Below are 25498 nucleotides of genomic sequence, written 5' to 3' on the forward strand. Positions count from 1 at the left end.
GGAAAACGCGATGGTAAACCTGGTTATTGTTTCTCATAGCGCCCGTCTGGGCGAAGGTGTCGGAGAACTGGCCCGGCAGATGTTAATGAACGATGGCTGTAAGCTGGCGATCGCCGCCGGAATTGACGATCCCGCCAGTCCGATCGGCACCGATCCCATTAAGGTTATGGAAGCCATCGAGTCCGTCGCCGACGCCGATCATATCCTGGTGATGATGGATATCGGCAGCGCCCTGCTGAGCGCCGAAACCGCGCTGGATCTCCTCGATCCGGCCATTGCGGCTAAGGTTCGCCTGTGCGCGGCGCCGCTGGTAGAAGGGACTCTGGCGGCGACGGTGAGCGCCGCCGCCGGAGCCGGCATCGACAAGGTGATCGAAGACGCCATGAACGCGCTGGAGGCAAAACGCGTACAGCTGGGGTTACCATCGCAACCGCAACACGCTTCGCTGACCGCCGCGCCGGTCGACGACCGCGACGCGCGCTCGGTTTCCGTGGTGATTCAAAACCACAACGGACTGCACGTTCGCCCGGCGTCAAAGCTGGTCGCCGCGCTGGCGGGATTCAATGCCGACCTGGTGCTGGAGAAAGGGGGTAAATGCGTCACGCCGGACAGCCTCAACCAAATCGCCCTGCTTCAGGTGCGCCGAAACGATACCTTAAGGCTGCTTGCCCGCGGCCCGGACGCCGACGCCGCGCTGGCGGCGTTCCAGGCGCTGGCGGCGGAGAACTTCGGCGAGCCAACGGAGGCGGAGCCCGCGCGTCGGCCCGCCAGCGCCGACCGCGTTGAGGGTAAGGTCGTGCTTTATCCCCAGCCGCAGGACAGGATCTCGCGGGAAACGAGCGCCGCCATCGGCCAGCAGCAGCTGCGGCTGAAACGGGCCATCGACCGGACGCTGGAAGACCTTAGCGCGCTGACGACTCTGGCAGAGGCGACGTTTTCCGCCGACATCGCGGCGATCTTCTCCGGGCATCATACCCTGCTCGATGACCCTGATTTATACGCAGCGGCGTGCGACATCATACGCGACGAGCAGTGCAGCGCGGCGTGGGCCTGGCAACAGGTGCTGAGCGATTTAAGCCAACAATATCGCCATCTCGACGATGCTTACCTGCAGGCGCGCTATATTGATATTGAAGATATTTTGCACCGCACGCTGCGTCACCTTAACGAGCGCGATGAAGCGCTGCCGCAGTTTAGCGCGCCTTCGATCCTCGTTGCCGACGATATCTTCCCTTCTACCGTCCTGCAGCTTAACGCAGAGCAGGTGAAGGGGATCTGCCTGCAGGCCGGCAGCGAGCTCTCTCACGGCGCCATTATCGCCCGCCAGGCAGGTATCGCGATGCTGTGCCAGCAGAGCGATGCCCTGACGCTGCAAGATGGCGAGAACGTCATCCTTGATATTCCCGGCAAACGCGTGATTCGCGGCTAACCTGCCCTAACCTTTCCGCCCCGGAGGCTGTCCCCTCCGGGAACTCGCTTAACTTTCAGGATCCGTTATGTCTCAATTCTTTTTTAATCAGCGCGCCAACCTCGTCAACGAAGTGATTGAAGGGACCATTATCGCCAGCCCGTGGAACAACCTGGCGCGGCTGGAGAGCGATCCCGCCATTCGCGTGGTGGTGCGTCGCGATCTCGACAAAAACAACGTGGCGGTAATCTCCGGCGGCGGTTCCGGTCACGAACCGGCCCACGCGGGCTTTGTCGGTAAAGGCATGCTGACCGCCGCCGTCTGCGGCGATCTGTTTGCCTCGCCGAGCGTCGATGCGGTGCTGACCGCCATCCAGGCCGTGACCGGCGATGCCGGATGCCTGCTGATCGTCAAAAACTACACCGGCGATCGTCTGAACTTCGGCCTCGCCGCGGAGAAAGCGCGCCGTATGGGCTATAACGTCGAGATGCTGATCGTTGGCGATGATATTTCACTGCCGGATAACAAACATCCGCGCGGCATTGCCGGGACGATTCTGGTGCATAAAGTGGCCGGCTACTTCGCCGAACGCGGCCACAATCTGGCAACCGTGCTGCGCGAAGCGCAGTATGCCGCCAGACACACCTTCAGCCTCGGCCTGGCCCTTTCCAGTTGTCATCTGCCGCAGGATGCGGAAACGACTCCGCGCCATCATCCGGACCAGGCCGAGCTGGGGATGGGGATCCACGGCGAACCGGGCGCTTCGGTTATCGCTACGCAGAACAGCGCGGAAATCGTTACGCTGATGGTAGAGAAGCTCAGCGCCGCCCTGCCGGAAACCGGCCGCCTGGCGGTGATGATCAATAATCTCGGCGGCGTGTCGATTGCCGAAATGGCGATTTTGACCCGCGAGCTGGCCAATACTCCGCTGCATCAGCGTATCGACTGGCTGATAGGTCCGGCGTCGCTGGTCACCGCGCTGGATATGAAAGGCTTCTCCCTCACCGCCATCGTGCTGGAAGAGAGCATTGAGAAGGCGCTGCTTTCCGCGGTAGAAACCGCCGGCTGGCAGACGCCGGTACAGCCGCGCGCGGTCAGCGTGATGCCATCATCGCTGCGCAGTACGCGGGTGGAGTTTGCGCCCTCGGAGAACGGCGAAGTTGCGGGCTACGTGGAACGTGTGACCGGCACGCTGTCCGGGCTGGAAGCAGACCTTAACGCGCTGGATGCGAAAGTCGGCGACGGCGATACCGGCTCCACCTTCGCCGCCGGCGCGCGCGACATCGCCGACTTACTTCAGCGTCGTCAGCTGCCGCTGGCTAACCTCGCCACGCTGTTTGCCCTGATTGGCGAGCGTCTGACGGTTGTGATGGGCGGCTCCAGCGGCGTGCTGATGTCGATTTTCTTTACCGCCGCCGGGCAGAAGCTGGAACAGGGGGCAAGGGTCGCCGAAGCATTAAACGCCGGTCTGGCGCAGATGAAGTTTTACGGCGGTGCGGATGAAGGCGACCGGACCATGATTGACGCCCTGCAGCCGGCGCTAACGGCGCTGCTGGCCGAACCGGATAACCTGCAGGCGGCTTTCGCCGCGGCGCAGGCGGGCGCGGATCGTACGCTTCACGCCAGCAAAGCGGGCGCCGGGCGCGCATCGTATCTGAACAGCGATAGCCTGCGCGGCAATATGGACCCCGGCGCCCACGCGGTGGCCATGGTATTTAAAGCGCTGGCGCAGAAATAGTCTCCCCTGCTCGCGCTGCGCTTAGCAGGGCTACGGGTTCGCAGCCGTCTGCGGGCCGGTAGCCCGGACAGATGCGTAAGCATCGCCTCCGGGAAATTCTGCCACTCTGCGCTCTGCTCCCGGGGGCGGCGCTTAACGCGCCTTGCCCGGGCTACGGGTTCCCCCCCGTCTGCAAGCCGGTCACCCGGACAGATGCGCAGCATCGCCTCCGGGAAATTCAGCCACTCTGCGCTCTGCTCCCGGGGGCGGCGCTTAACGCGCCTTGCCCGGGATACGGGTTCCCCCCCGTCTGCAAGCCGGTCGCCCGGACAGATGCGTAAGCATCGCCTCCGGGAAATTCTGCCGCTCTGCGCTCTGCTCCCGGGGGCGGCGCTTAACGCGCCTTGCCCGGGCTACGGGTTCACCCCCGTCTGCAAGCCGGTCGCCCGGACAGATGCGCAGCATCGCCTCCGGGAAATTCTGCCACTCTGCGCTCTACTCCCGGGGGCGGCGCTTAACGCGCCTTGCCCGGGCTACGGGTTAATAGCCGTCTGCGGGCCGGTAGCCCGGACAGATGCGTAAGCATCGCCTCCGGGAAATTCTGCCGCTCTGCGCGCTGCTCCCGGGGGCGGCGCTTAACGCGCCTTGCCCGGTCTACAGGTTCACCACCGCCTGCGGGCCGGTAGCCCGGGTAAGGCGCCAGCCGCAACCCGGGGTTTCTCCGCGCTTATTTGCTGTGCCAGTAGGCCTGCGAACGCACCAGCTGCGGATCAATCTCCGGGCCTTCAAAGCGCGCCAGCAGCGATTTCACCACCGCGCCTTCCCCGGTCAGCCAGATAAAATAATCCTCAGCCGGCACCGCTATTCGCGCCAGGCGCTCGGCCGCGGCAGTGGAGTGATGTCCCACCACCCACTCGATATGAAAACCATCGAGATCGGCCAGGTAATCTTGATAAGACTCATCGCCAATGGTGACGATCGCCGTGACCTGCGGGCGCGTCGGAAGCTGCTGCAATCCCAGCAGACGGCGGCGCAGCGCGGGCATGCCTGACTCATCGGTCACATACAGCTGCCAGGCGTAATCTTCCGGCACCACCAGCGAACCTCGCGGCCCGCCGATCACCAGCTTATCGCCCGTTTTCGCCGCCAGCGCCCAGCTGCTGGCAATACCGCCATCGTGAATAAAAAAGTCGTACGCCAGCTCATGACGCCCGGCGTCGTATAGCGGCGTATAGTCGCGGGTCGCCGGACGCACGCCATCGCCCCAGTTAATGCCTTCATCCGTCACCTCCGGCGGCGTGAACGCAGCGCCCGCGGCCGGGAAAAAGAGCTTGGTGTGGTCGTCAAAACCCTGGGAAACAAAGCCTTCCAGCGCCTCTCCGCCCAGCACGACACGCTGGAATGCGCTGCCGATACGCTCGACGCGCAATACGGTTAACTCACGGAAGCGCAGTTCATTACGTACGCGCTGCGGGTATTTGGGGTGTCTGGTCGTTGTCATCTTTCATCGCCTTCGTGAACGGAATAGATATATCTAAAAATCTTGCAAATGATAATGATTGCCATTAAAAAAGAATGCAAGCGTTTTTTGATATAGTCATAGAAAAACGCCACAAAAGCCAAAATCAAAAATTAAAACGTTAAATATCAATTAAATAAAAAATACATTCACTACTTTGTTGCTACTTTATTATTTTTAGATATAAATTAGATATATCAAATAATCACAGGAGCAAAACATGAGACACCATCACGAAGAAGGCCGTGGCCCACGCGGACGCCACGGGGAACATAGCGAACACGGCGAGCACGGTCGCAGAGGCGGCGGACGCCGGCAGCGCTTCTTTGGTCACGGCGAGCTGCGCCTGGTGATTCTGGACATCCTCACCCGCAATGCCAGCCACGGTTACGAACTGATTAAAGAGATCGAAACCCTGACCCAGGGCAACTACAGCCCGAGCCCCGGCGTCATCTACCCGACGCTCGATTTACTTCAGGATCAGGGATTAATCAGCGTGGCTGACGAAAACGGCCGCAAAAAAATCGCCATTACCGCCGAAGGCAGTCAGCTGCACGCGGAAAACCTGGAGCAGCTGGAGCATATTCAGACCAGGCTGCAGGCGCGCATGGTGGGTTGTGAACTCCGTAAAAATCCGCAGATGAAGCGCGCGCTGGAGAATTTTAAGGCGGTACTGGATTTAAGGGTTAACCAGCAGGAAATAACCGAAGCTCAGCTAAAGCAGATCGTCGGCGTCATTGACCGCGCGGCAATGGAAATCTCCCAGCTCGACTAGCCCTCTGCTCCATCGCCGGGCAGCCTGCACCGCCGCGAAGCACGCGGCGGGACCCCTTCTGCGCATGGTTTCACGCCTTCAGGAGTAAAACATGCCAATAATTTCGCGATAAGATTAAATTTTGCTCAACCGCAATTTCACGTTGCGTTTATCCCGATTTTCCTGGCCCGCGCCGAAGTGGCGTAATCCCTGCAATACTTAATTCAGTATCATGTGATACGCCCCGCCCAGGAGCATATTTTGAACAGGTTACCTTCCAGCGCATCGGCTCTGGCCTGCAGCGCACACGCACTGAATCTCATTGAGAAGCGAACGCTCGATCATGAGGAGATGAAATCACTTAACCAGGAGGTCAGGGAATACTTTAAAGAGCATGTGAACCCGGGGTTTTTAGCGTATCGAAAATCGGTCACTGCTGGCGGGGATTACGGAGCCGTAGAGTGGCAAGCGGGAGGGTTAAATACGCTTGTCGACACTCAGGGACAGGAGTTTATCGACTGCCTGGGTGGGTTTGGGATTTTTAATGTAGGGCACCGTAATCCAGTTGTCGTTTCCGCCGTCGAAAATCAGCTCGCTAAACAACCCCTTCATAGTCAGGAACTGCTGGACCCGCTGCGGGCCATGCTGGCTAAAACCCTGGCGGCCTTAACGCCGGGCAAACTGAAATACAGCTTCTTTAGCAACAGCGGTACCGAATCGGTCGAAGCAGCGTTAAAGCTGGCGAAGGCTTATCAGTCTCCGCGCGGCAAGTTTACCTTCGTCGCCACCAGCGGCGCGTTTCACGGTAAGTCGCTGGGCGCGCTTTCGGCCACCGCGAAATCGACTTTCCGTAAGCCTTTTATGCCGCTGCTGCCGGGATTCCGTCACGTGCCTTTTGGCGATATCAACGCGATGCGCACCCTGCTGAGCGAGTGCAAAAAGACCGGTGATGACGTCGCGGCGGTGATCCTTGAGCCTATTCAGGGCGAAGGCGGGGTGATTCTGCCGCCGCCGGGCTATCTGCCCGCGGTGCGCAAGCTGTGCGACGAGTTTGGCGCGCTGCTGATCCTCGATGAAGTGCAAACCGGCATGGGGCGCACCGGCAAGATGTTCGCCTGCGAGCATGAAAACGTCCAGCCGGACATTCTGTGCCTTGCCAAAGCGTTGGGCGGCGGCGTCATGCCGATTGGCGCAACGGTCGCCACCGAAGAGGTATTCTCGGTGCTGTTCGATAACCCGTTCCTGCATACCACCACGTTCGGCGGCAACCCGCTGGCCTGCGCGGCGGCGCTGGCGACCATCAATGTGCTGCTGACGCAAAACCTGCCCGCGCAGGCGGAGCAGAAAGGCGACATGCTGCTGGACGGCTTCCGTCAGCTGGCCCGCGAATATCCGGATCTGGTGAATGACGTGCGCGGCAAAGGTATGCTGATGGCCATTGAGTTTGTCGATAACGAAATCGGCTATGACTTTGCCAGCGAGATGTTCCGCCAACGCGTACTGGTGGCAGGAACGCTCAACAACGCAAGGACGATCCGCATTGAACCGCCGCTGACGCTGACCCCTGAGCAGTGTGAACAGGTGCTAAAAGCGGCCCGCCTGGCGCTGGCGGCGCTGCGGGTTTCGGTGGAAGAGGCGTAGTGACCTGCCCTCTCCCTCACAGGGAGAGGGCATCGCGTTATACCACCCGCACGCCAGCAGGCATCGCCCTTTCCGGCGTAAGCAGTACGCTTTCGCTGCCATCGTCCGTTTCGGCGCAAAGCAGCATGCACTCCGAGGTTTCACCGCGCATTTTGGCTTTCGCCAGATTACACAGGACCACGACCGTTTTTCCCAGCAGCTCTTCTTCGCTGTAGTACGGCACGAGGCTGGTTACCGTCTGCAGCGTGCGATCGCCAACATCAATCCGGGCAATATAGAGCTTGTCGGCATTCTCATGTCGTTTTATCGCCACAATTTTTCCCGTACGCATTTCCAGTCTGGCAAAATCAGCATAAAGCACCGTTTCCATCTTGCACCTCTCAAGTAAAATTTTAGTAAAAGATAACAAATGTCGGCGAGGTTTCCGCATAATAGTGCGAAGAATGTTAGATTCATCACTCTTTTGCGCGCTGGAAACGCTGCGGTGGGGATGAATAATACGGCGGAAATTTACTGAAAAGAGATGCAGCTGCCCGCGCTTGCTTTACAATGGTTTGCGTCGATGGGGCAACGTCAGATAAGGAAAACAATGGCCACACTAAAAGATATCGCGACCGAAGCAGGCGTTTCACTGGCAACGGTTTCCCGCGTTTTAAACGACGACCCCACTCTGAACGTGAAAGAAGAGACAAAACATCGCATTCTTGAGGTGGCGGAAAAGCTGGAATATAAAAGTACCAGCTCGCGTAAGGCTCAGGTTCACACCGTCGGCCACCACCATATTCTGGCCATCTACAGCTACCAGCAGGATCTGGAAATCAACGATCCTTACTATCTGGCGATCCGCCACGGCATCGAAACGCAATGCGAAAAGCTCGGTATCGAGTTGACCAACTGCTACTTTAACAACGCGCTACCCGAGCTGAAAAAAGTGACCGGCGTTCTGATTGTCGGCCAGCCTTCGCGGGCGATTCGCGACGCCGCCACGGCGTTAACCGACAACGTCTGCTTTATTGATTTCCATGAACCCGGCAGCGGCTATGACGCCGTCGACATCGATCTGGTGCGCATCGCCAAAGAAGTTATCGACTTTTTTATCGCCCAGGGCGCGCGGCGCATCGGCTTTATTGGTGGCCAGGATGAGCCGGGTAAAGCCGACATCCGCGAAGTGGCCTTCGTCGAATATGGCCGCCTGAAGGGAGTGGTCTCGGAAGAAGATATCTGGCGCGGCGGGTTTTCCAGTTCCTCCGGCTATGAGCTGGCAAAAACGATGCTGGCAAAGGCGGATTTCCCCACCGCGCTGTTCGTCGCGTCAGACTCTATCGCCATCGGCGTGCTGCGCGCCATTCATGAACGCGGTCTCTCGATCCCGGAAGATATTTCGCTCATTAGCGTTAACGATATCCCCACCGCGCGTTTTACCTTTCCGCCGCTCTCCACGGTGCGCATTCATTCAGAAATGATGGGCAGCCAGGGCGTCAACCTGCTGGTTGAGAAAGCCCGCGATGGCCGCGCGCTGCCGCTAAACGTCTTTGTCCCCAGCGTGCTGAAGCTGCGCGGCACCACCCGCTAATCCCGTTTCTGACGCTAAATCCTCTGCGCCCGGCTCCCGGGGGCGGCGCTTATCGCGCCTTGCCCGGGCTACGGGTTCACCGCCGTTTGCCAAACGGTAGCCCGGACAGATGCGCAGCATCGCCTCCGGGAAATTCCCCCTCTCTGCGCCCGGCTCCCGGGGGCGGCGCTTATCGCGCCTTGCCCGGGCTACGGGTTCACCGCCGTCTGCCAAACAGTAGCCCGGACAGATGCGCCAGCATCGCCTCCGGGAAACTCCACCTCTCTGCGCTCTGCTCCCGGGACGGCGCTTACCGCGCCTTGCCCGGGCTACGGGTTCACCGCCGTCTGCCAAACGGTAGCCCGGACAGATGCGCCAGCATCGCCTCCGGGAAATTCCCCCTCTCTGCGCCCGGCTCCCGGGGGCGGCGCTTGACGCGCCTTGCCCGGGCTACGGGTTCACCGCCGTCTGCAAAACAAGCCCGGACAGATGCGCCAGCATCGCCTCCGGGAAACTCCACCTCTCTGCGCTCTGCTCCCGGGGGCGGCGCTTACCGCGCCTTGCCCGGGCTACGGGTTCACCGCCGCCTGCCAAACGGTAGCCCGGACAGATGCGCAGCATCGCCTCCGGGAATGTCCCCTTCCCGACGCTAACCGCAGGCGTCCGGTAACGCTCATTTTGTGATCGAGTTAAAGTAAATCGCTCCCGGTGATTTTATTTAGTAAAAATTTTACTAAAATAACCTCCATCCGTTTAGTCCGTTCAGGGAGGCGATATGAATCGCTGGGAAAATCTTCAACTCACTCATGAAAACCGGCTGCCTCCGCGCGCCTATTTCTTCTCTTACGATTCGCAGGCCCAGGCGCGAACCTTCGCCCGTGAAACCAGCAGCCGCTTTTTGTCCCTTAGCGGACAGTGGAACTTCTGCTTCTTTAACAACCCGCTGCGGGTGCCGGAAGCGTTCACCTCGCAATACATGAGCGACTGGGGGCCGATTACCGTACCGGGAATGTGGCAGATGGAAGGCCACGGCCAGCTACAGTACACCGACGAAGGCTTTCCTTTCCCGATTGACGTTCCCTACGTGCCGACCGACAACCCTACCGGCGCCTATCAGCGCATCTTTACCCTCAGCGAGGGCTGGCAGGGCCAGCAGACCCTGATTAAATTTGATGGCGCCGAAACCTATTTTGAAGTGTACGTTAACGGTCAGTACATCGGTTTCAGCAAAGGCAGCCGCCTGACGGCGGAGTTTGATATTAGTCACGCGGTAAAAACCGGCGACAACCTGCTTTGCGTGCGCGTCATGCAGTGGGCGGACTCCACCTATATAGAAGATCAAGATATGTGGTGGTCGGCGGGTATCTTCCGCGACGTGTATCTGATGGGCAAAAACCCGCTTCACGTCCAGGACTTCACTCTGCGCACCGATTTTAACGATGACTACGTCGACGCCACGCTCTCCTGCCAGCTGGTACTGGAAAATCTCGCCGCGCAGCCGGTCGCAGCGACGCTGGAATACGCGCTGTTCGACGGCGAAAAGGTGCTGTATGAAGGCGCAACGCCGCGCCTGAGCGTCAGCCATCTGCTGAACGTCGACTTTGCGATCGACGTGAAGGCGCCGCAGCAGTGGTCGGCAGAAAATCCCTGGCTCTATCACCTGGTGATGACGCTGAAAAACGCCGCCGGGGAGATTATCGAAGTTATCCCGCAGCGCGTCGGTTTTCGCGATATCAAAGTGCGCAACGGCCTGTTCTATATCAATAACCGCTACGTGATGCTCCACGGCGTTAACCGTCACGACAACGACCATCTGAAGGGCCGCGCCGTAGGAATGGATCGCGTTGAGAAAGATCTGCTGCTGATGAAGCAGCACAATATCAACTCGGTACGTACCGCCCACTACCCCAATGACCCGCGTTTCTATGAGATGTGCGACATTTACGGCCTGTTCGTGATGGCGGAAACCGATGTCGAATCCCACGGCTTCGCCAACGTCGGCAACCTTAGCGCCATCACCGATGACCCGGCATGGGAGCATATTTACGTTGAGCGAATCGTGCGCCACGTCCACGCGCAGAAAAACCATCCGTCGATCGTCATCTGGTCGCTGGGCAACGAGTCCGGCTACGGCTGCAACATTCGCGCAATGTATCACGCCGCTAAAGCGATCGATGATACCCGGCTGGTGCATTACGAAGAGGATCGCGACGCGGAGGTGGTGGATATCATCTCCACCATGTATACCCGCGTACCGCTGATGAACGAATTTGGGGAATATCCGCATGCCAAGCCGCGGATTATCTGCGAATACGCCCATGCGATGGGCAACGGTCCCGGCGGGCTGAGCGAATACCAGAACGTGTTCTATCAGCATGACAGTATTCAGGGCCACTACGTATGGGAGTGGTGCGATCACGGAATCCAGGCCACCGACGACAGCGGCGCGGTATGGTACAAATTCGGCGGCGACTACGGCGACTATCCCAATAACTACAACTTCTGCCTCGACGGGCTGATTTTCTCCGACCAGACGCCTGGACCCGGGCTCAGAGAGTACAAGCAGGTTATCGCCCCGGTAAAAGTTCAGGCGACCGACATCGCCCGCGGCGAGCTGCGCATCGACAATAAGCTCTGGTTCTCGACCCTCGATGACTACACCCTGCGCGTGGAAGTGCGCGCCGAGGGGGCTACGCTTGCCAGCCAGCAGCTTAAGGTGCGCGATCTTGCGCCAAACAGCGGCCGCGATATCACTATCGACCTGCCGGAGCTGGACGATCGCGAAACCTTCGTCAACATCATGGTAACCAAAGATTCCCGTACGCCGTACAGCGAGGCTAACCATCCGATCGCCATTTACCAGTTCCGGCTAAAAGAACAGACGGCAACGAAATCAACGCTGATAAATGCCAGCGCAACCCCGCTACGGATAGCTGATGAACGACTGAGCTACAGCATCACCGGGCATAACTTCCGCGTGGTCTTCTCTAAAATCAGCGGCAAACTGAGCGAATGGCAGGTGAACGGCGTAGACCAGGTGACCCGTGAGCCGAAGATTAACTTCTTCAAGCCAATGATTGATAACCACAAGCAGGAATATGAAGGGCTGTGGCAGCCCAATCATCTGCAAATCATGCAGGAGCATCTGCGTGAATTCAGCGCCGAGCAGCGCGGCGATACGGTGATTATCACCGCCCGCAGCATCATCGCCCCGCCGGTTTTCGATTTCGGCATGCGCTGCACCTATCGCTGGCAGATTACCCCGCAGGGGCATATTAACGTTGAGCTTGCGGGCGAACGTTACGGCGACTATCCGCACATCGTGCCGTGCATCGGTTTTATGCTGGGCATTAACGGCCAGTTTGAACAGGTGGATTACTACGGTCGCGGTCCCGGCGAAAACTACGCCGACAGCCAGCAGAGCAACATCATTGACCTCTGGCGCACCACCGTGGACGACATGTTCGTGAACTATCCGTTCCCGCAGAACAACGGCAACCGCCAGCACGTCCGCTGGGCCGCGTTTACCGACCGTCACGGCAGCGGTCTGATGGTGGTCCCGCGCGATCCGCTCAACATCAGCGCCTGGCACTATACGGCGGAGAATCTGCACGCCGCGCAGCACTGTAACGAACTGCGTCGCAGCGATGACATCACCCTGAATATCGATGCCCAACTGCTCGGCCTGGGCTCTAACTCCTGGGGGAGCGAGGTGCTGGATAGCTGGCGGGTGTGGCTCAAACCGTTCAACTATGGCTTTACGCTGCTGCCGCTGGAAGGCGGGAGCGCTTCCTCGCAGACGCTGGCGAATCATAGCTTTGGCGCCGGTTTCTTTTCCTCCGATTCACACAGCGAGGCTGAAAAATGAGAATTCTCGATAACTTAGAACAGTTTAAGCAAATTTATCACAGTGGGCGTAAATGGCAGCGCTGCGTAGAAGCGATTAATAACATCGACAATATTCGGCCCGGGGTGGCCCACTCTATCGGCGATTCGCTCTCCTATCGCGTGGCAAGCGACAGCACCACGGATGCGCTGTTCGTTGGCAACCGCCGCTATTTCGAGGTGCATTACTACCTTCAGGGTCAGCAAAAAATTGAGTTTGCCGCCAAAGAGCAGCTGCAGACCGTGGCCTGCTATCGCGATGAAACCGACCGTGAATATTTGAAAGGTATTGGTGAAACCGTGCAGGTTCACGAAGGACAAATGGTGATTTGCGACACCCATGAAGCCTATCGCTTTATCTGCGACTCGCCGGTCAAAAAGGTGGTGCTCAGAGTAACTATCGAAGACGGCTACTTCCTGAATAAGTAAGCCCGCGTGAAGCAAGATGAGGCCAGCGGATCGACTCGCTGGCCTTCCCGGCCCTAACCCTCAATGCGGGCCAGATAATTTTTCGGAGGACTTATGTCCGAATCAGTTCGTGCCAAAATAGGTAAATTCGCCCTGCTGTCGATGGCGTTTGCCGCCGTATTTAACGTACGAAATATTGTTAATAACAACATCGAGTTAGGGCTCAGCTCCGCCCCTATCTTTCTGTTTGCGACGGTGGTCTATTTTATTCCGTTTGTGTTTATCATCGCCGAATTCGTGTCAGCGAATAAGAATTCCGAATCAGGTATGTACGCCTGGCTGAAGCAGCCTTTAGGTACCCGCGCGGCCTATCTCGGCTCGTTCCTGTACTGGTTTGTGAACCTGTTCTTTTTCCTGTCGCTGCTGCCGAACGTGGTGGCCTACGCCTCGTACGCCATTATGGGTTACGCCATTCCTTTCTCGCCGATGGTCACGTCGCTGATCTCTATCGTCCTGTTCGCCATGGCCACCCACATTTCCACTAAAGGCGCGACCTGGCTGGGGAAAATCTCCGAATGCGTGGCGTATGGCGTCTTCGCGCTATTTGCGATTTACGTGGTCGGCGCTTTTACCGCGCTGGGCGCGGGCCATGTCCCCGCGCAGCCGATTACGCTGCACGCCATGGCGCCTACCATCAACTGGGCGACGCTGGGGATCATGTGCTGGATTTTCCAGGCGGCAGGCGGGGCTGAAACCGTCGCCGCGTACCTGAACGACACCAAAGGTGGGCAGAAATCGTTTATTAAAGTCATCATCACCGCCGGGATCCTGATTGGCGGCATGTACGCGCTGGGCTCTTTGCTGGTCAACGTCTTTGTGGCACGTGAAGATCTGACCTATGCGGCCGGCATGGTGGAAATCTTCACCGGCCTCGGCGCCTATTTCCATATTTCAGAAGCGCTGATGGGCCGCTTCGTCGGCATCATTCTGTTTATCGCCATTTTCGGCAGCATGATGATGTGGACCGCCGCACCGGTAAAAATTCACTTCTCTGAAATTCCTGCCGGCATCTATGGCAAAAAAACCACCGAGCTGAACGTCCACGGCGTGCCGGTGCGCGCCGCCTGGTGGCAATTTGTCTTCGTCTTTCTGATGCTCATCGTGAACGGTTTCGGCTCCGCCAGCGTTCAGCAAATGATGAACACCGCTATCAACCTGACCGCGGGTACCGCGATGCTACCGCCGCTGTTTATCATGGCCGCCTACTTTGTTTTCCGCTGGAAACACGACGACACGCCGCGCGACTTCCGCATGGGGTCACGAAAGGTTGGGATGGCCGTGGTGTCGATGCTGATGGTGATTTTCCTGGTCAGCATGACCGCCTCGGCTTTCCCACCGGGGGTCGATCTGGTGAATGCCTTCTTCATTAACGTCTTTATGACCGCAGTCTTCTCCGGACTCGCGTGGTGGTGGATAACCCGCTTTGAGAAAAAACAGCGCAAGAGCCAGCCATCGGTGCTGAAATCAGCGGTAAATCCGGTGAAATAAGCGACCGTTCCTCCCGCCAGCGTTAAATCGCCCGGCGGGATTTTTTTACCCGCCAGCCAGGATCTCACGCTCAACCATTTTCGTGATCGAGTTAAAGCAATTCATTTTTACCGCTTTTATTTACTAAAATTTTTACTAAAATTAACCACAATACTTAACTACCTCTACCCTACAAACAACACAATCCCCTTCGGCCATTCTCTGAAGGACAATGTGTGGAGATGTGTTATGTCTGATATCAAACGTAATACCATCGGCAAGTTCGGCCTGCTGTCGCTGACCTTCGCTGCCGTCTTCAGTTTTAACAACGTGATCAATAACAATATTGAGCTGGGACTGGCCTCTGCTCCGATGTTCTTCCTCGCCACCCTGCTCTATTTCGTTCCTTTCTGTCTGATCATCGCGGAATTCGTTTCGCTGAATAAAAACTCTGAAGCGGGCGTTTATGCCTGGGTGAAAAGCTCGCTGGGCGGACGTTGGGCTTTTATTACCGCCTATACCTACTGGTTTGTGAATCTGTTCTTTTTTACCTCACTGCTGCCGAGGGTCATCGCGTATGCCTCCTACGCCTTCCTCGGCTACGAGTACATTCTGACCCCCGTCGCCACCACGATGTTGAGCATGGCGCTGTTCGCCCTGTCGACCTGGGTGTCCACCAACGGCGCAAAAATGCTGGGTCCTATTACCTCGGTGACCTCGTCGTTAATGCTGCTGCTGACGCTCTCCTACATTCTGCTTTCCGGCAGCGCGCTGGTGGGCGGTATTCAGCCGGCGGATCCGATTACCGTGGATGCGATGATCCCGAACTTCAACTGGGCGTTCCTCGGCATCACCACCTGGATCTTTATGGCTGCCGGCGGGGCGGAGTCCGTCGCGGTGTACGTCAATGACGTGAAAGGCGGATCGAAATCATTTGTTAAGGTCATTATCCTCGCCGGGATCGTGATTGGCGTGCTGTACTCCATTTCTTCGGTGCTGATTAACGTGTTTATCAGCAGTAAAGAGCTGAAATATACCGGCGGATCGGTACAGGTCTTCCACGGCATGGCGGTCTGGTTTGGCCTGCCGGAAATCGTGGTCAACCGTTTTGTCGGCCTGGTCTCCTTTACCGCCATGTTTGGTTCGTTATTAATGTGGACCGCGACGCCGGTCAAAATCTTTTTCTCCGAAATCCCGGCCGGCATATTTGGTAAAAAAACCGTCGAGCTCAATCAAAACGGCGTACCGGCGCGCGCGGCGTGGATCCAGTTCCTGATTGTGATTCCGCTAATGATTATCCCGATGATGGGCTCCAGTACCGTGCAGGATTTAATGAACACCATCATCAACATGACCGCCGCCGCCTCGATGCTGCCGCCGCTGTTTATCATGCTGGCGTACCTCAACCTGCGCCGCAGGCTCGATCATCTGCCGCGCGATTTTAAAATGGGCTCACGTACCACCGGTATTACGGTGGTCTCGATGCTGATTGTTATTTTCGCTATCGGCTTCGTCGCCTCAACCTTTCCCACCGGCGGCAATATTCTGACCATTATTTTCTATAACGTCGGCGGCATTGTTATCTTCCTCGGATTTGCGTGGTGGAAATACAGCAAATACGTGAAGGGATTAACGATAGAACAAAAAAGAATTGAAGCGGCGCCGGCTTCCGACGCGTCATAAGCCATTTTCCCTAAAATAATAAATTACAATATCTCTTAATAATGCGATGAAAAAGAATAACTTGATTTACGGGGCGCTTGCCGCCCTGGCCTTGTGCACACCTGCCGTAGCGGCTGATGTTGCTCACCCGGCGGAACATGATGACATGAAAACGCCTGAACTGAGCGCCACTTCCTATCGTTTTTACGGTGAACTGGGGGTCGGCGGATATATGGATTTAGAAGGCGAGGATAAACATAAATATAGCGATGGCACCTATATTGAAGGCGGGCTGGAAATAAAGCACGGCAGCTGGTTTGGCTTAATTTATGGCGAAGGCTGGACTGTCCAGGCCGATCGTCAGGGGAATGCCTGGGTACCGGATCACGGCTGGGGCGGATTCGAAGGTGGAATAAACCGCCTCTACGGCGGATATAAAACCGATAGTAGCACCGAGATTATACTCAGCCTGCGCCAGGATTCATCGCTCGACGATCTGCAGTGGTGGGGCGATTTCACACCCGACCTCGGCTACGTGATCCCCAATACGCGCGATATTATGTACGCGCTCAAGGTGCAGAACCTGGCGGGAGATTTTCGCTACAGCGTGACTGCCACGCCCGCCGGGCACCACGATGAAAGCAAAGCGTGGCTCCATTTCGGCAAATACGACCGCTACGACGATAAATATACCTACCCGGCGATGGTCAACGGCTACGTCCAGTACGATATTGCCGAAAAGGTCACCTGGATGAACGGTCTTGAGCTGACCGACGGTACCGGTCAGCTCTTGTTAACCGGTATTCTCACCCCCAATCTCGCCGCCCGCGCCTGGCACCATACCGGGCGCGCCATGGGGCAAAACGTGCCGGGAACGGAGACCGGCTTTATGGCCAGCGCCATGTATGAAGCGCTCAAGGGCGTGTATCTCTCTACCGCCTATAGCTACGCCAAACACCGCCCGGATCGCGCCGCCGAGGAAACCACCTCGTTTATGCAGTTCGGCATCTGGTACGAATACGGCGGCGGACGGTTCGCGACCGCCGCGGACAGCCGCTTCTACATGAAAAACGCCTCCGGAGACCCGAGCGACCAGGTTTTCCTGATGCAATATTTCTATTGGTAAAAAGGGATATCAATACCGTGAAAATCATCACCACTCTGACGCCGCTGGCCTGCACCCTGCTGCTAAGCTTTTCCGCCCACGCGCTGACCGCGGATGACTTTAAAAATGTTATCAACCGCAGCGGCGCGCCGCAGGCGATGCAGGATTTCGATGGCGACGACCACCAGCGTTTCAACCCGTTTTTCGATTTGGGCGCATGGCATGGGCATCTGCTGCCGGACGGTCCAGCCACCATGGGCAGCTTTCCGGGGCCAGCGCTGCTCACCGAGGAGTACATCAACTTTATGGCGACCTATTTCGATCGCCTGACGGTGTACCAGAACGGCAAAAAAGTGGCCTTCACCATGCAGGCCTGGAGCCTGCCCGGGGCGCTGGTGCAAACGCTCTCCGCGCCCGGCGTACAGATCGAGATGACCCTGCGCTTTGCCAGCGCGCACACGTCTTTACTGGAGACTAAAATCACCAGCAGCGGTCCGCTTAAGCTGGTCTGGGACGGCGAGCTGCTGGAGACGCTCTCCGCCAAAGAGGGGAAACCGCAGTCAACGCAAACCATCGACCAGGCCTTCCCGGACTATCAGCGCCGCCTGAGCGCGACCCACGACGGACTGACGGTCAGCTTCGGTAAAGTCCGTTCCGCATCGGATTTAATGACCTCCGGCGAATCGCAGTATCAGATCCATCGCTCCCTGCCGACGGTCACCCAAATCGATGGCCATCGATTCACCAGCAGCGCGCAAATCAACGGCTCGACCACGCTCTATACCACCTACTCGCACCTGCTGAACGCCGAGCAGGTGCGCCTTGAGAAAGCGCAAATCCGCGATATTCTGGCGCGACCGGCGCACTATCTGCGCGCTTCCGAGGCGCGCTGGAACGGCTATCTGCAAAAGGGGCTGACCAATCCTGATGCCACGGCGCAGCAAACCCGGGTGGCGGTGAAAGCGATCGAAACCCTTAACGGCAACTGGCGCGCGCCGGGCGGCGCCGTTAAGCACAACACCGTCACGCCGTCGGTAACCGGGCGCTGGTTCTCCGGCAACCAGACCTGGCCGTGGGATACCTGGAAGCAGGCCTACGCCATGGCCCACTTCAACCCGGAGATCGCGAAAGAGAACATCCGCGCCGTCTTCTACTGGCAGATTGCCGCCGACGATAAAGTGCGGCCGCAGGATGCCGGGTTCATTCCGGATCTGATCGCCTGGAACCTGAGCCCGGAGCGCGGCGGCGACGGCAGCAACTGGAACGAGCGAAATACCAAACCGAGCCTGGCGGCCTGGTCGGTGATGGAAGTCTATAACGTCACGAAAGATAAAGCCTGGCTGGTGGAAATGTACCCGAAGCTGGTGGCCTACCATGACTGGTGGCTACGCAATCGCGACCACAACGGCAACGGCGTGCCGGAGTACGGTGCGACCCGCGATAAAGCGCACAACACCGCCGATGGCGCGATGCTGTTTACCGTGAAAAAGGGCGATAAAGAACGGACGCTTTCCGGCCTGAAAACCTACGAGCAGGTGACGGCGAAGGGCGATTACGACAGCCTGGAGATCCCGGCACAGGTGGCCGCCTCCTGGGAGTCGGGGCGCGACGACGCGGCGGTCTTCGGCTTTATCGATAAAGATCAGCTGGATAAATACATCGCCGACGGCGGCAAACGCAGCGACTGGACGGTGAAATTTGCTGAAAACCGGGATAAAAGCGGCAATCTGCTCGGCTATTCGCTGCTGCAGGAGTCGGTCGATCAGGCCAGCTATATGTACAGCGACAACCACTATCTGGCGGAGATGGCGACCCTTCTCGGCAAGCCGGAGGAGGCAAAACGCTACCGGGCGCTGGCGCAAAAGCTCGCCGACTATATCAACACCTGCATGTTCGACCCGCAGAGCAAATTCTATTACGACATTCGCATTGAAGCGCAGCCGCTGGCAAACGGCTGTGCCGGTAAGCCGATCGTCGAGCGCGGCAAAGGGCCGGAGGGCTGGTCGCCGCTGTTCAACGGCGCGGCCACTCAGGCGCATGCCGATGACGTCATTTCGGTGATGCTGGACAACAAAGAGTTCAATACTTTCGTACCGCTGGGTACCGCCGCATTAACGAATCCGGCGTTTGGCGCGGATATTTACTGGCGCGGCCGCGTGTGGGTGGACCAGTTCTGGTTCGGCCTGAAAGGGATGGAGCGCTACGGCCACCGCGAAGAGGCGCTGCAGCTGGCGGACGCCTTCTTCAGGCACGCCCGGGGGTTAACCTCCGATGGCCCGATTCAGGAGAACTACAATCCGCTCACCGGCGCTCAGCAGGGCGCGCCGAACTTCTCCTGGAGCGCGGCGCATCTGTACATGCTGTATAACGAGTTTTTCCGTAAGTAGCTACGATGTCCCCTCACCCCGCCGGGGTGAGGGCTCGTCTTACACCTCCGGCAGCAGGCCGATAAAGCTGCGCTTCTGCCGCGGCTGCGACATCAACGCCTCCAGCTTCGCCACGCAGGCCAGATAGTGCGGGGTTTTCTTGTGCGCCAGCACCGCGTCATCGTCGATATAGGCTTCATAGATAAAAAAGCGCGTCTTCACCTCCGGGTCCTGCAGGACGTCAAAGCGCAGATTGCCCGGCTCCTGCAGCGCCCCTTCGTGGTTGGCGCGGAACACCTCAAGAAACTCGTCGACCCGTTCCGGTTTGATATTGATTTCCACCAGCGTTACGTTCATTGCAGCTCTCCCTGTTTTTCCTCCTGCCAGAACTGATACGCCTCGCGGGCGCTCAGGTTCTCATGCACCACTTTTTTCACCGCCTTCAGCATCGCGCGCGGCGCGCTGGACTGGAAGATATTCCGCCCCATATCCACGCCGGAAGCCCCCTGGTCGATCGCCCGCCAGCACATCTCCAGCGCCTCCTGCTCCGGCAGCTTTTTGCCCCCGGCGATGACGATCGGCACCGGGCAGCTGGCGGTGACTTTCTCAAAGCCTTCCTCAACAAAGTAGGTTTTCACGAACTGCGCCCCCATTTCAGCGGCAATGCGGCTGGCCAGCGAGAAGTAGCGGGCGTCGCGGGTCATCTCTTTGCCCACGCCGGTTACCGCCAGCACCGGCATACCGTAGCGGTTGCCGGCGTCCACCAGCTTGATGATGTTGTTGATCGACTGATGCTCATGCTCGCTGCCGATATAGACCTGCGCCGCCACCGCGCAGACGTTCAGTCGCAGCGCGTCCTCCATCGCCACCGCCACGCACTCGTTGGAAAGCTCGCTGAGGATCGAGTTGCCGCCGGAAGCGCGCAGCACCACCGGTTTGTTGGTCGCCGCCGGCACCTGACTGCGCAGCACGCCGCGGGTGCACATCAGCACGTCGGTCTCTTCGAACAACGGCGCAATAGAGAGATCGATACGCTCCAGCCCGGTGGTCGGCCCCTGAAAATAGCCGTGGTCGAACGCCAGCATCACCGTACGGTTGCTCTGCGGGTTGAAGATACGCGCCAGCCGCGACTGCATCCCCCACTCCAGCGACCCGCAGCCCTTCAGCGTATAGAGCGTATTCTGCTGCGGACGGTCTAAGCCGAAGTTTTTTCCCTCTTTGATATCGTCTAAATCAGCCATCTCATTCTCCATCAGAAATCGTAGTTATTGATATTCTCTTTGGTGAACACCACCCGCTCCGGCAGCAGCACGATGCCGTTGCCTTTCGCTTCATACTGATAGCCCTGCACGCTGTTGGGCTCGACTTTCAGGGCGCCGAGATCTTTCACATCAACGCTGTCGCCGACGTTAAGATCGCCCTTTTTCAGCAGACGATCGGCGACGTTAACCGCGATCTTGCCCTGCTGCACCACGTCCCACAGGCCGAAGGCTTTTACCGTGCCGCGCTCCACGTAGGGGCGCATCACGTTCGGGGTACTAAAGCCGACAATCGCCACGCCCTGGCGCTTGAGGTTCTCTGCCGCCTGGGCGGCCGCCGGAAGCGCGTTGGCGTCCGGGGCGATAATGGCGTCGAGATCCGGGTACGCTTTTAAGATCCCCTCGGCGGTTTGCAGCGATTTAGTGGCGTCGTTATAGCCAAACTGCGTGGTCACCACTTCCCACTGCGGATGCGCTTTTTCGATTTTGGCCTTCGCCTCTTTTACCCACTGGTTCTGGTCGGTCACCGTCGGGCTGGAGTAGAAAAACGCCACTTTGGCGCCAGGCTTCGTCACCTGCTTTTCCGCCATCTCCACCAGCAGGCCGCCGAGCTGCTGCGGCGTCCCCTGGTTGATATAGATGCTGCGGCACTCTGGTTTGGTATCGGAGTCCCAGGTCAGGACCTTCACCCCGCGCTGCATCGCCCGCTTCAGCGCCGGGCACAGCCCGTCCGGCGATACGGCGGAGACGATAATCGCGTTGTAGCCCTGGTTGACGAAGTTGTTGATCAGCTGCACCTGGCCGGAGACGCTCGGTTCGGTCGGGCCGTCGTAGGTGACGTCCACGCCGAGCGCTTTGCCCGCCTCTTTCGCGCCGTTACCGCCGCTGGTAAAGAAGCCGACGCCAACCAGCTTAGGAATAAAGGCGATACGGTCCGCCGCCTGGGCCGATGCCATACCCAGCGCCATCGCCAGCACGATCAGTTTTGTTTTCATTTTATGCTCCGATTGTTTTACGCGAGAAAAGACGCCGCCAGCTCATCCGCACCCATTCACGGTGCAGGCTCAGCGAACGCCCCATCACCACCACAACCAACAGCGCCCCTGACAGCGCGCTCGACACCTGGTTGGGGATGCCGACCATTTGCAAACCTTGTTGTAAATAGCCCACCAGCAGCGCGGCCAGCGCCGTGCCGACGATCGAGCCGGAACCGCCGTAGATATTGGCCCCGCCGAGCACCGCGGCGGTCAGCGCCGGCATCAGCAGGTCGCGGCCTAAGTCCGAGCGCGCCGAGCCGAAATAGGAGACCATCACCAGCGCCGCTACCGCCGACGCCACGCCCACCAGGCCATACAGCGCGTAGGGCATCCCGTTAACGGAAAGCGCGGCGTAGCGCGCGGCGCGCGGGTTCTGCCCGAGCAGAAAAAGGTGCCGCCCAAAGCGCCCGCGGTGGGCCAGCAGCCAGAAGAAAAAGGTGATAACGGCGAACAGCACCAGCGGTATCGGCAGGCCGAACAGGGTCAGGTTGGCGAAGGCGGTAAAGCTATCCGGGAATCCGCCGATGCCTTCGTAGCCGGTTGCCCCAGCCATGCCAGAAAGCAGCAGCGCGCCGCCGCCGTAGAGGTAAAGGGTGCCAAGCGTAATCACCAGCGGGCTAATGCCGGTGTAATGAATCAGCGCCGCGTTCAGCAACCCGCACAGCAGGCCGAGCAGCAGCGTCAGGGGGATCGCGAGGCTCATGGGCCAGCCCGCCTGCATCATCACCCCCAGCGCGATGGCGCACAGGCCGATGGTGGAACCGAGCGAAATATCAATCCCGCCGCTGATAATTACCAGCGTCAGCGGCAGCGCCACGATGCCAATGCAGATAAAGTCGCTGGTACTGAACAGCAGCATATTGAGATCCAGCATGCGCGGATTCAGGGCGCCAAACAGCAGGATCTCCAGCACCAGTAGCGCCAGCAGCGCGCTTTCCCAGTTGAGCTTCATTTACGCCACCTCTTTGTTTTTGCGTTCGGGAAACGGGGCCACGCGCTTGCCCCCTTTATTACCGGGCTGAAAGCGGCTGTACTTCAGCGCCCGCTGATGGCGGGCCAGCGCCTGACGCAGCCGCCCGTCGAGCACCAGTACGCCGAGCAGCACCAGGCCGGCGATGAAGTCATTCCACCACGCCGGGAGACGGAACAGCACCAGCACGGTGTCAATTTGGGTGAGGAAGAAGGCGCCGAGAAAAGCGCCCAGCAGCGTGCCGGTACCGCCAAGCAGCGAGATCCCGCCGAGCACGCAGGCGGCGATGGCCTTCATCTCCAGGCCGCTGCCGGTCTGATTGGGCACAAAGCCAATCTGCGCGGCGAACACAATCCCGGCGCAGGCCGCCAGCATGCCGTTAAGGGTAAATGCCAGCATCCGCGTGCGGTTCACCGCCACCCCGAGCTGGCGGGCCGCGGCGAGGTTATCGCCGACGGCGTAAAAATCACGGCCAAAGGCGGTGCGCGACAGTATCCAGCCGCCCGCCAGCAGCAGCGCCAGCACCAGCCAGCCCAGCGGCGAAATACCGATGAACGCCGGTTCCGACAGCGCCTTCAGGCTATTCGGCAAGCCTTCAATCCACTTACCGCCGGTCCACAGCAGCATCACCCCGCGATAAAGCCCGAGGGTGCCGAGGGTGGCGACAATCGCCGGGATGCGCAGCCCCACCACCAGCAGGCCGTTAAAGGCGCCGGCCAGCGCGCCGATCGCCAGCGCGAAAGCGATGGCGGTCATCAGGCCATACCCGCTATTCAGCGCCACGCCTGTCGCGATAGCGCTCAGGCCGACGGTGGAGCCTACCGAAACGTCGATATTGCGGGTCAGCATCACCAGCGTTGCCCCCAGCGCCAGCAGGCAAAGGATTTGCGCGCTGGCAAAGATCATGGCCAGGGTTTGCAAACTGAAATAAGCCGGGTTGAGCGCCACCAGCCCGGCAAACAGCACCACGATGGCGAGAAAGGCGCTCAGTTCACGATTCTTTAATAACGTTTTCATGCCTGTCCTCCGAAGGCCAGGGTCATCATCCGGTCAACGCTGACCGCCTGCTGCGCCAGCTCGCCGCTCTGCCTGCCCTGATGCATCACCAGCACCCGATCGGCCAGGCCAACGAACTCGTCGAGATCGCTGGAGATCATTAATACCGCCACGTTCTGCGCGGCGACGCTTTTCAACAGCTGATAGATGTCGGCGCGGGCGGAAACGTCCACGCCGCGGGTCGGCTCATCGACGATCAGCAGCAGCGGGTTAGCCTCCAGGCAGCGCGCCAGCAGTACCTTCTGCTGGTTACCGCCGGAGAGCGTGCGCACCGGGCGATCGCCATCGGCCATTTTGATCCCCAGCGCCCGGTGATAGCGCTCCACCACCGCCGCTTCGCGCCTGTTCTGCTGCCACAGCGACGGCTGGTTAAACATCACCGTGTTCCAGCGCACCGGCGCATCGAGAAACAGCCCGGAAACCTGCCTGTCCTCCGGCAGATAGACCAGCCCGCAGGCCAGCCTGGCGCGCGTACTGTCGCGGCTGATATCGCGGTTTTCCAGCCATACCCGCCCGGCGCGCGCCGGTCGCAGACCGTAGAGCGTTTCGGCAAATTCGGTGCGCCCGGATCCGACCAGCCCGGCGAGGCCGACGATCTCCCCGGCGCGGATCTCCAGGTTGAGATCGATAAAACCTTCTCCGGTCAGATCTTCTACCCTAAGGACCGAGAAATCCTGCGCCTGAGTGCGGCGATTGCCCGGCAGCGCCAGCCACAGCTTTTGCGTGTCGCTCAGCGCACGATCGCGGCTGACGGGCGTCATTGCGCCGATCAGCTGGTTGTCGCCGTAGTGCGCGGTTTCCCCGCTCAGCACCACCGCGCCGTCGCGCATCACCGAGACGTGGCTGGCGACCTGGCGGATCTCCGGCAGCTTGTGCGAGATAAACACGATCCCGACGCCGAGCGCCTGCAAAGAGCGGATCTGGCGAAACAGGCGCTCGGTTTCCCCCGGCGTCAATGAGGCGGTGGGTTCATCAAGGATCAGGATCTGCGCGTCACGCATCAGCCCGCGCAGGATCTCCACCATTTGTTGGTCGGCGACTTCCAGGGTGCTGGCCGCCGCCTCAAGGTTAAGCTGGCAGCTAAGCTGCTGAAGCTTTTCCTGCAGGCGGGCCTCGGTATCCGCCCGCTTTGGCAGACGAAAAAGAATATTTTCCCGCACCGTCAGATTGGGGAATAACATCGGTTCCTGCGGCACCAGATACACGCCCTGCTGATGGGCCTGGGCGGGAGTAAGGCGCGCAAATGTACGTTCGCCGAGGATGAGCTCACCGCTGTCGGGGGTCTCTACCCCGGCGATAATCTTCATCAGCGTCGATTTTCCGGCGCCGTTACCGCCCATCAGCGCGTGCACCTGGCCGGAAAGCAGCGTGAAATCAATCTGCTTCAGCACGGTGACGCCGGAGAACTGTTTGCCGATTTGGCGAGCTTCAAGCAGTGGCTTCATCATCGCGCCTCATTTTGAACAAAAGATTTTTTAAATTAATAATGTTCAAAAGCGTAGACGGTGAACTATATTTACAACCGTGCAACGATCACAGTTTTATGCTTTCGATCGTTTGAAGAAAACCAGCGGACAACGAAAGATCCGTTTTGCCAGTCGGCTCACATTTTCCGACCGCGCAATAACGAAC

The 25498-nt window shown here is 58.9% G+C and carries 19 protein-coding genes; 11 read left to right on the forward strand and 8 right to left on the reverse strand.

The annotated features are described in order from the left end of the window. Positions 1-10 precede the first annotated feature (10 nt). Both dhaM and ACESQ2_RS16515 read left to right on the forward strand, forming a co-directional pair. The gene (dhaM, locus tag ACESQ2_RS16510) at positions 11-1429 is read left to right on the forward strand and encodes a dihydroxyacetone kinase phosphoryl donor subunit DhaM (RefSeq protein ID WP_373170915.1); all 1419 of its coding nucleotides are present in this window, start codon (positions 11-13) and stop codon (positions 1427-1429) included. A gap of 67 nt (positions 1430-1496) precedes the next feature. Next, entirely contained in the window at positions 1497-3146 is a 1650-nt protein-coding gene (locus tag ACESQ2_RS16515; RefSeq protein ID WP_049069751.1) for a glycerone kinase, read from the forward strand. A 706-nt stretch (positions 3147-3852) separates the two neighbouring features. Here ACESQ2_RS16515 and ACESQ2_RS16520 read toward each other — a convergent pair. After that, complete coding sequence (locus ACESQ2_RS16520) at positions 3853-4626, reverse strand: siderophore-interacting protein (RefSeq protein ID WP_014839592.1); 774 nt, start codon at positions 4624-4626, stop codon at positions 3853-3855. Between the two features lie 238 nt (positions 4627-4864). Between ACESQ2_RS16520 and ACESQ2_RS16525 the strand changes: the two genes are divergently transcribed. Beyond that, the gene (locus ACESQ2_RS16525) at positions 4865-5419 is read left to right on the forward strand and encodes a PadR family transcriptional regulator (protein WP_004854392.1); all 555 of its coding nucleotides are present in this window, start codon (positions 4865-4867) and stop codon (positions 5417-5419) included. A gap of 240 nt (positions 5420-5659) precedes the next feature. Continuing rightward, complete coding sequence (gene ygjG, locus ACESQ2_RS16530; RefSeq protein WP_004854393.1) at positions 5660-7039, forward strand: putrescine aminotransferase; 1380 nt, start codon at positions 5660-5662, stop codon at positions 7037-7039. 37 nt (positions 7040-7076) lie between these two features. Here ygjG and ACESQ2_RS16535 read toward each other — a convergent pair whose 3' ends face one another. Beyond that, positions 7077-7409 (reverse strand): tRNA-binding protein, encoded by a 333-nt coding sequence (locus ACESQ2_RS16535; protein ID WP_014226909.1) that lies wholly within the window; start codon positions 7407-7409, stop codon positions 7077-7079. Positions 7410-7628: 219 nt separating this feature from the next. Between ACESQ2_RS16535 and ebgR the strand changes: the two genes are divergently transcribed. The 7 genes from ebgR (at position 7629) to ygjK (ending at position 19565) form a co-directional block, all read left to right on the forward strand. Continuing rightward, positions 7629-8612, forward strand: a complete 984-nt coding sequence (ebgR, locus tag ACESQ2_RS16540) for a transcriptional regulator EbgR (protein ID WP_014226910.1) — start codon at positions 7629-7631, stop codon at positions 8610-8612. A 754-nt stretch (positions 8613-9366) separates the two neighbouring features. Next, entirely contained in the window at positions 9367-12459 is a 3093-nt protein-coding gene (gene ebgA, locus ACESQ2_RS16545; RefSeq protein WP_373170917.1) for a beta-galactosidase subunit alpha, read from the forward strand. Continuing rightward, complete coding sequence (locus tag ACESQ2_RS16550; RefSeq protein WP_014226912.1) at positions 12456-12905, forward strand: beta-galactosidase subunit beta; 450 nt, start codon at positions 12456-12458, stop codon at positions 12903-12905. The genes ebgA and ACESQ2_RS16550 overlap by 4 nt, the downstream gene beginning before the upstream one ends. Positions 12906-12998: 93 nt before the next feature. Continuing rightward, positions 12999-14432, forward strand: coding sequence for an amino acid permease (locus ACESQ2_RS16555; RefSeq protein ID WP_014226913.1), 1434 nt, complete (start codon positions 12999-13001; stop codon positions 14430-14432). Between the two features lie 228 nt (positions 14433-14660). Continuing rightward, entirely contained in the window at positions 14661-16094 is a 1434-nt protein-coding gene (locus ACESQ2_RS16560; protein ID WP_032693228.1) for an amino acid permease, read from the forward strand. Positions 16095-16140: 46 nt separating this feature from the next. Continuing rightward, entirely contained in the window at positions 16141-17199 is a 1059-nt protein-coding gene (gene ygjJ, locus ACESQ2_RS16565; protein WP_373170921.1) for a protein YgjJ, read from the forward strand. A 17-nt stretch (positions 17200-17216) separates the two neighbouring features. After that, positions 17217-19565, forward strand: a complete 2349-nt coding sequence (gene ygjK / locus ACESQ2_RS16570; RefSeq protein WP_373170923.1) for an alpha-glucosidase — start codon at positions 17217-17219, stop codon at positions 19563-19565. Positions 19566-19604: 39 nt separating this feature from the next. Here ygjK and lsrG read toward each other — a convergent pair whose 3' ends face one another. The 6 genes from lsrG to lsrA are packed head-to-tail and all read right to left on the reverse strand — an operon-like array spanning position 19605 to position 25311. Continuing rightward, the gene (lsrG, locus tag ACESQ2_RS16575) at positions 19605-19901 is read right to left on the reverse strand and encodes a (4S)-4-hydroxy-5-phosphonooxypentane-2,3-dione isomerase (protein ID WP_004854408.1); all 297 of its coding nucleotides are present in this window, start codon (positions 19899-19901) and stop codon (positions 19605-19607) included. Continuing rightward, a complete protein-coding gene (gene lsrF, locus ACESQ2_RS16580) occupies positions 19898-20785 on the reverse strand; it encodes a 3-hydroxy-5-phosphonooxypentane-2,4-dione thiolase (protein WP_004125444.1) in 888 nt (295 codons plus the stop codon). The genes lsrG and lsrF overlap by 4 nt, the downstream gene beginning before the upstream one ends. Before the next feature lie 11 nt (positions 20786-20796). After that, positions 20797-21798, reverse strand: coding sequence for an autoinducer 2 ABC transporter substrate-binding protein LsrB (gene lsrB, locus ACESQ2_RS16585; protein WP_014839604.1), 1002 nt, complete (start codon positions 21796-21798; stop codon positions 20797-20799). A gap of 1 nt (position 21799) precedes the next feature. Beyond that, positions 21800-22792 carry an autoinducer 2 ABC transporter permease LsrD gene (gene lsrD / locus ACESQ2_RS16590; protein WP_014226923.1) on the reverse strand — a complete coding sequence of 331 codons (993 nt, stop codon included), beginning with the start codon at positions 22790-22792 and terminating at the stop codon, positions 21800-21802. Then, positions 22793-23827 carry an autoinducer 2 ABC transporter permease LsrC gene (gene lsrC / locus ACESQ2_RS16595; protein WP_014226924.1) on the reverse strand — a complete coding sequence of 345 codons (1035 nt, stop codon included), beginning with the start codon at positions 23825-23827 and terminating at the stop codon, positions 22793-22795. Continuing rightward, on the reverse strand, positions 23824-25311 hold the full coding sequence (gene lsrA, locus ACESQ2_RS16600; protein WP_373170980.1) for an autoinducer 2 ABC transporter ATP-binding protein LsrA: 1488 nt from the start codon (positions 25309-25311) through the stop codon (positions 23824-23826). The genes lsrC and lsrA overlap by 4 nt, the downstream gene beginning before the upstream one ends. Positions 25312-25498: the final 187 nt, after the last annotated feature.

The organism is Klebsiella sp. Q11, assembly GCF_964241505.1.
Taxonomy (GTDB): Bacteria; Pseudomonadota; Gammaproteobacteria; order Enterobacterales; family Enterobacteriaceae; genus Klebsiella; species Klebsiella michiganensis.

Bases quoted from the DNA above. Each gene is read 5' to 3' on its own strand.
- dhaM (WP_373170915.1), top strand. From the start codon at position 11: ATGGTAAACCTGGTTATTGTTTCTCATAGCGCCCGTCTGGGCGAAGGT.
- ACESQ2_RS16515 (WP_049069751.1), top strand. From the start codon at position 1,497: ATGTCTCAATTCTTTTTTAATCAGCGCGCCAACCTCGTCAACGAAGTG.
- ACESQ2_RS16520 (WP_014839592.1), bottom strand. From the start codon at position 4,626: ATGACAACGACCAGACACCCCAAATACCCGCAGCGCGTACGTAATGAA.
- ACESQ2_RS16525 (WP_004854392.1), top strand. From the start codon at position 4,865: ATGAGACACCATCACGAAGAAGGCCGTGGCCCACGCGGACGCCACGGG.
- ACESQ2_RS16535 (WP_014226909.1), bottom strand. From the start codon at position 7,409: ATGGAAACGGTGCTTTATGCTGATTTTGCCAGACTGGAAATGCGTACG.
- ebgR (WP_014226910.1), top strand. From the start codon at position 7,629: ATGGCCACACTAAAAGATATCGCGACCGAAGCAGGCGTTTCACTGGCA.
- ebgA (WP_373170917.1), top strand. From the start codon at position 9,367: ATGAATCGCTGGGAAAATCTTCAACTCACTCATGAAAACCGGCTGCCT.
- ACESQ2_RS16550 (WP_014226912.1), top strand. From the start codon at position 12,456: ATGAGAATTCTCGATAACTTAGAACAGTTTAAGCAAATTTATCACAGT.
- ACESQ2_RS16555 (WP_014226913.1), top strand. From the start codon at position 12,999: ATGTCCGAATCAGTTCGTGCCAAAATAGGTAAATTCGCCCTGCTGTCG.
- ACESQ2_RS16560 (WP_032693228.1), top strand. From the start codon at position 14,661: ATGTCTGATATCAAACGTAATACCATCGGCAAGTTCGGCCTGCTGTCG.
- ygjJ (WP_373170921.1), top strand. From the start codon at position 16,141: ATGAAAAAGAATAACTTGATTTACGGGGCGCTTGCCGCCCTGGCCTTG.
- lsrG (WP_004854408.1), bottom strand. From the start codon at position 19,901: ATGAACGTAACGCTGGTGGAAATCAATATCAAACCGGAACGGGTCGAC.
- lsrF (WP_004125444.1), bottom strand. From the start codon at position 20,785: ATGGCTGATTTAGACGATATCAAAGAGGGAAAAAACTTCGGCTTAGAC.
- lsrB (WP_014839604.1), bottom strand. From the start codon at position 21,798: ATGAAAACAAAACTGATCGTGCTGGCGATGGCGCTGGGTATGGCATCG.
- lsrD (WP_014226923.1), bottom strand. From the start codon at position 22,792: ATGAAGCTCAACTGGGAAAGCGCGCTGCTGGCGCTACTGGTGCTGGAG.
- lsrC (WP_014226924.1), bottom strand. From the start codon at position 23,827: ATGAAAACGTTATTAAAGAATCGTGAACTGAGCGCCTTTCTCGCCATC.
- lsrA (WP_373170980.1), bottom strand. From the start codon at position 25,311: ATGAAGCCACTGCTTGAAGCTCGCCAAATCGGCAAACAGTTCTCCGGC.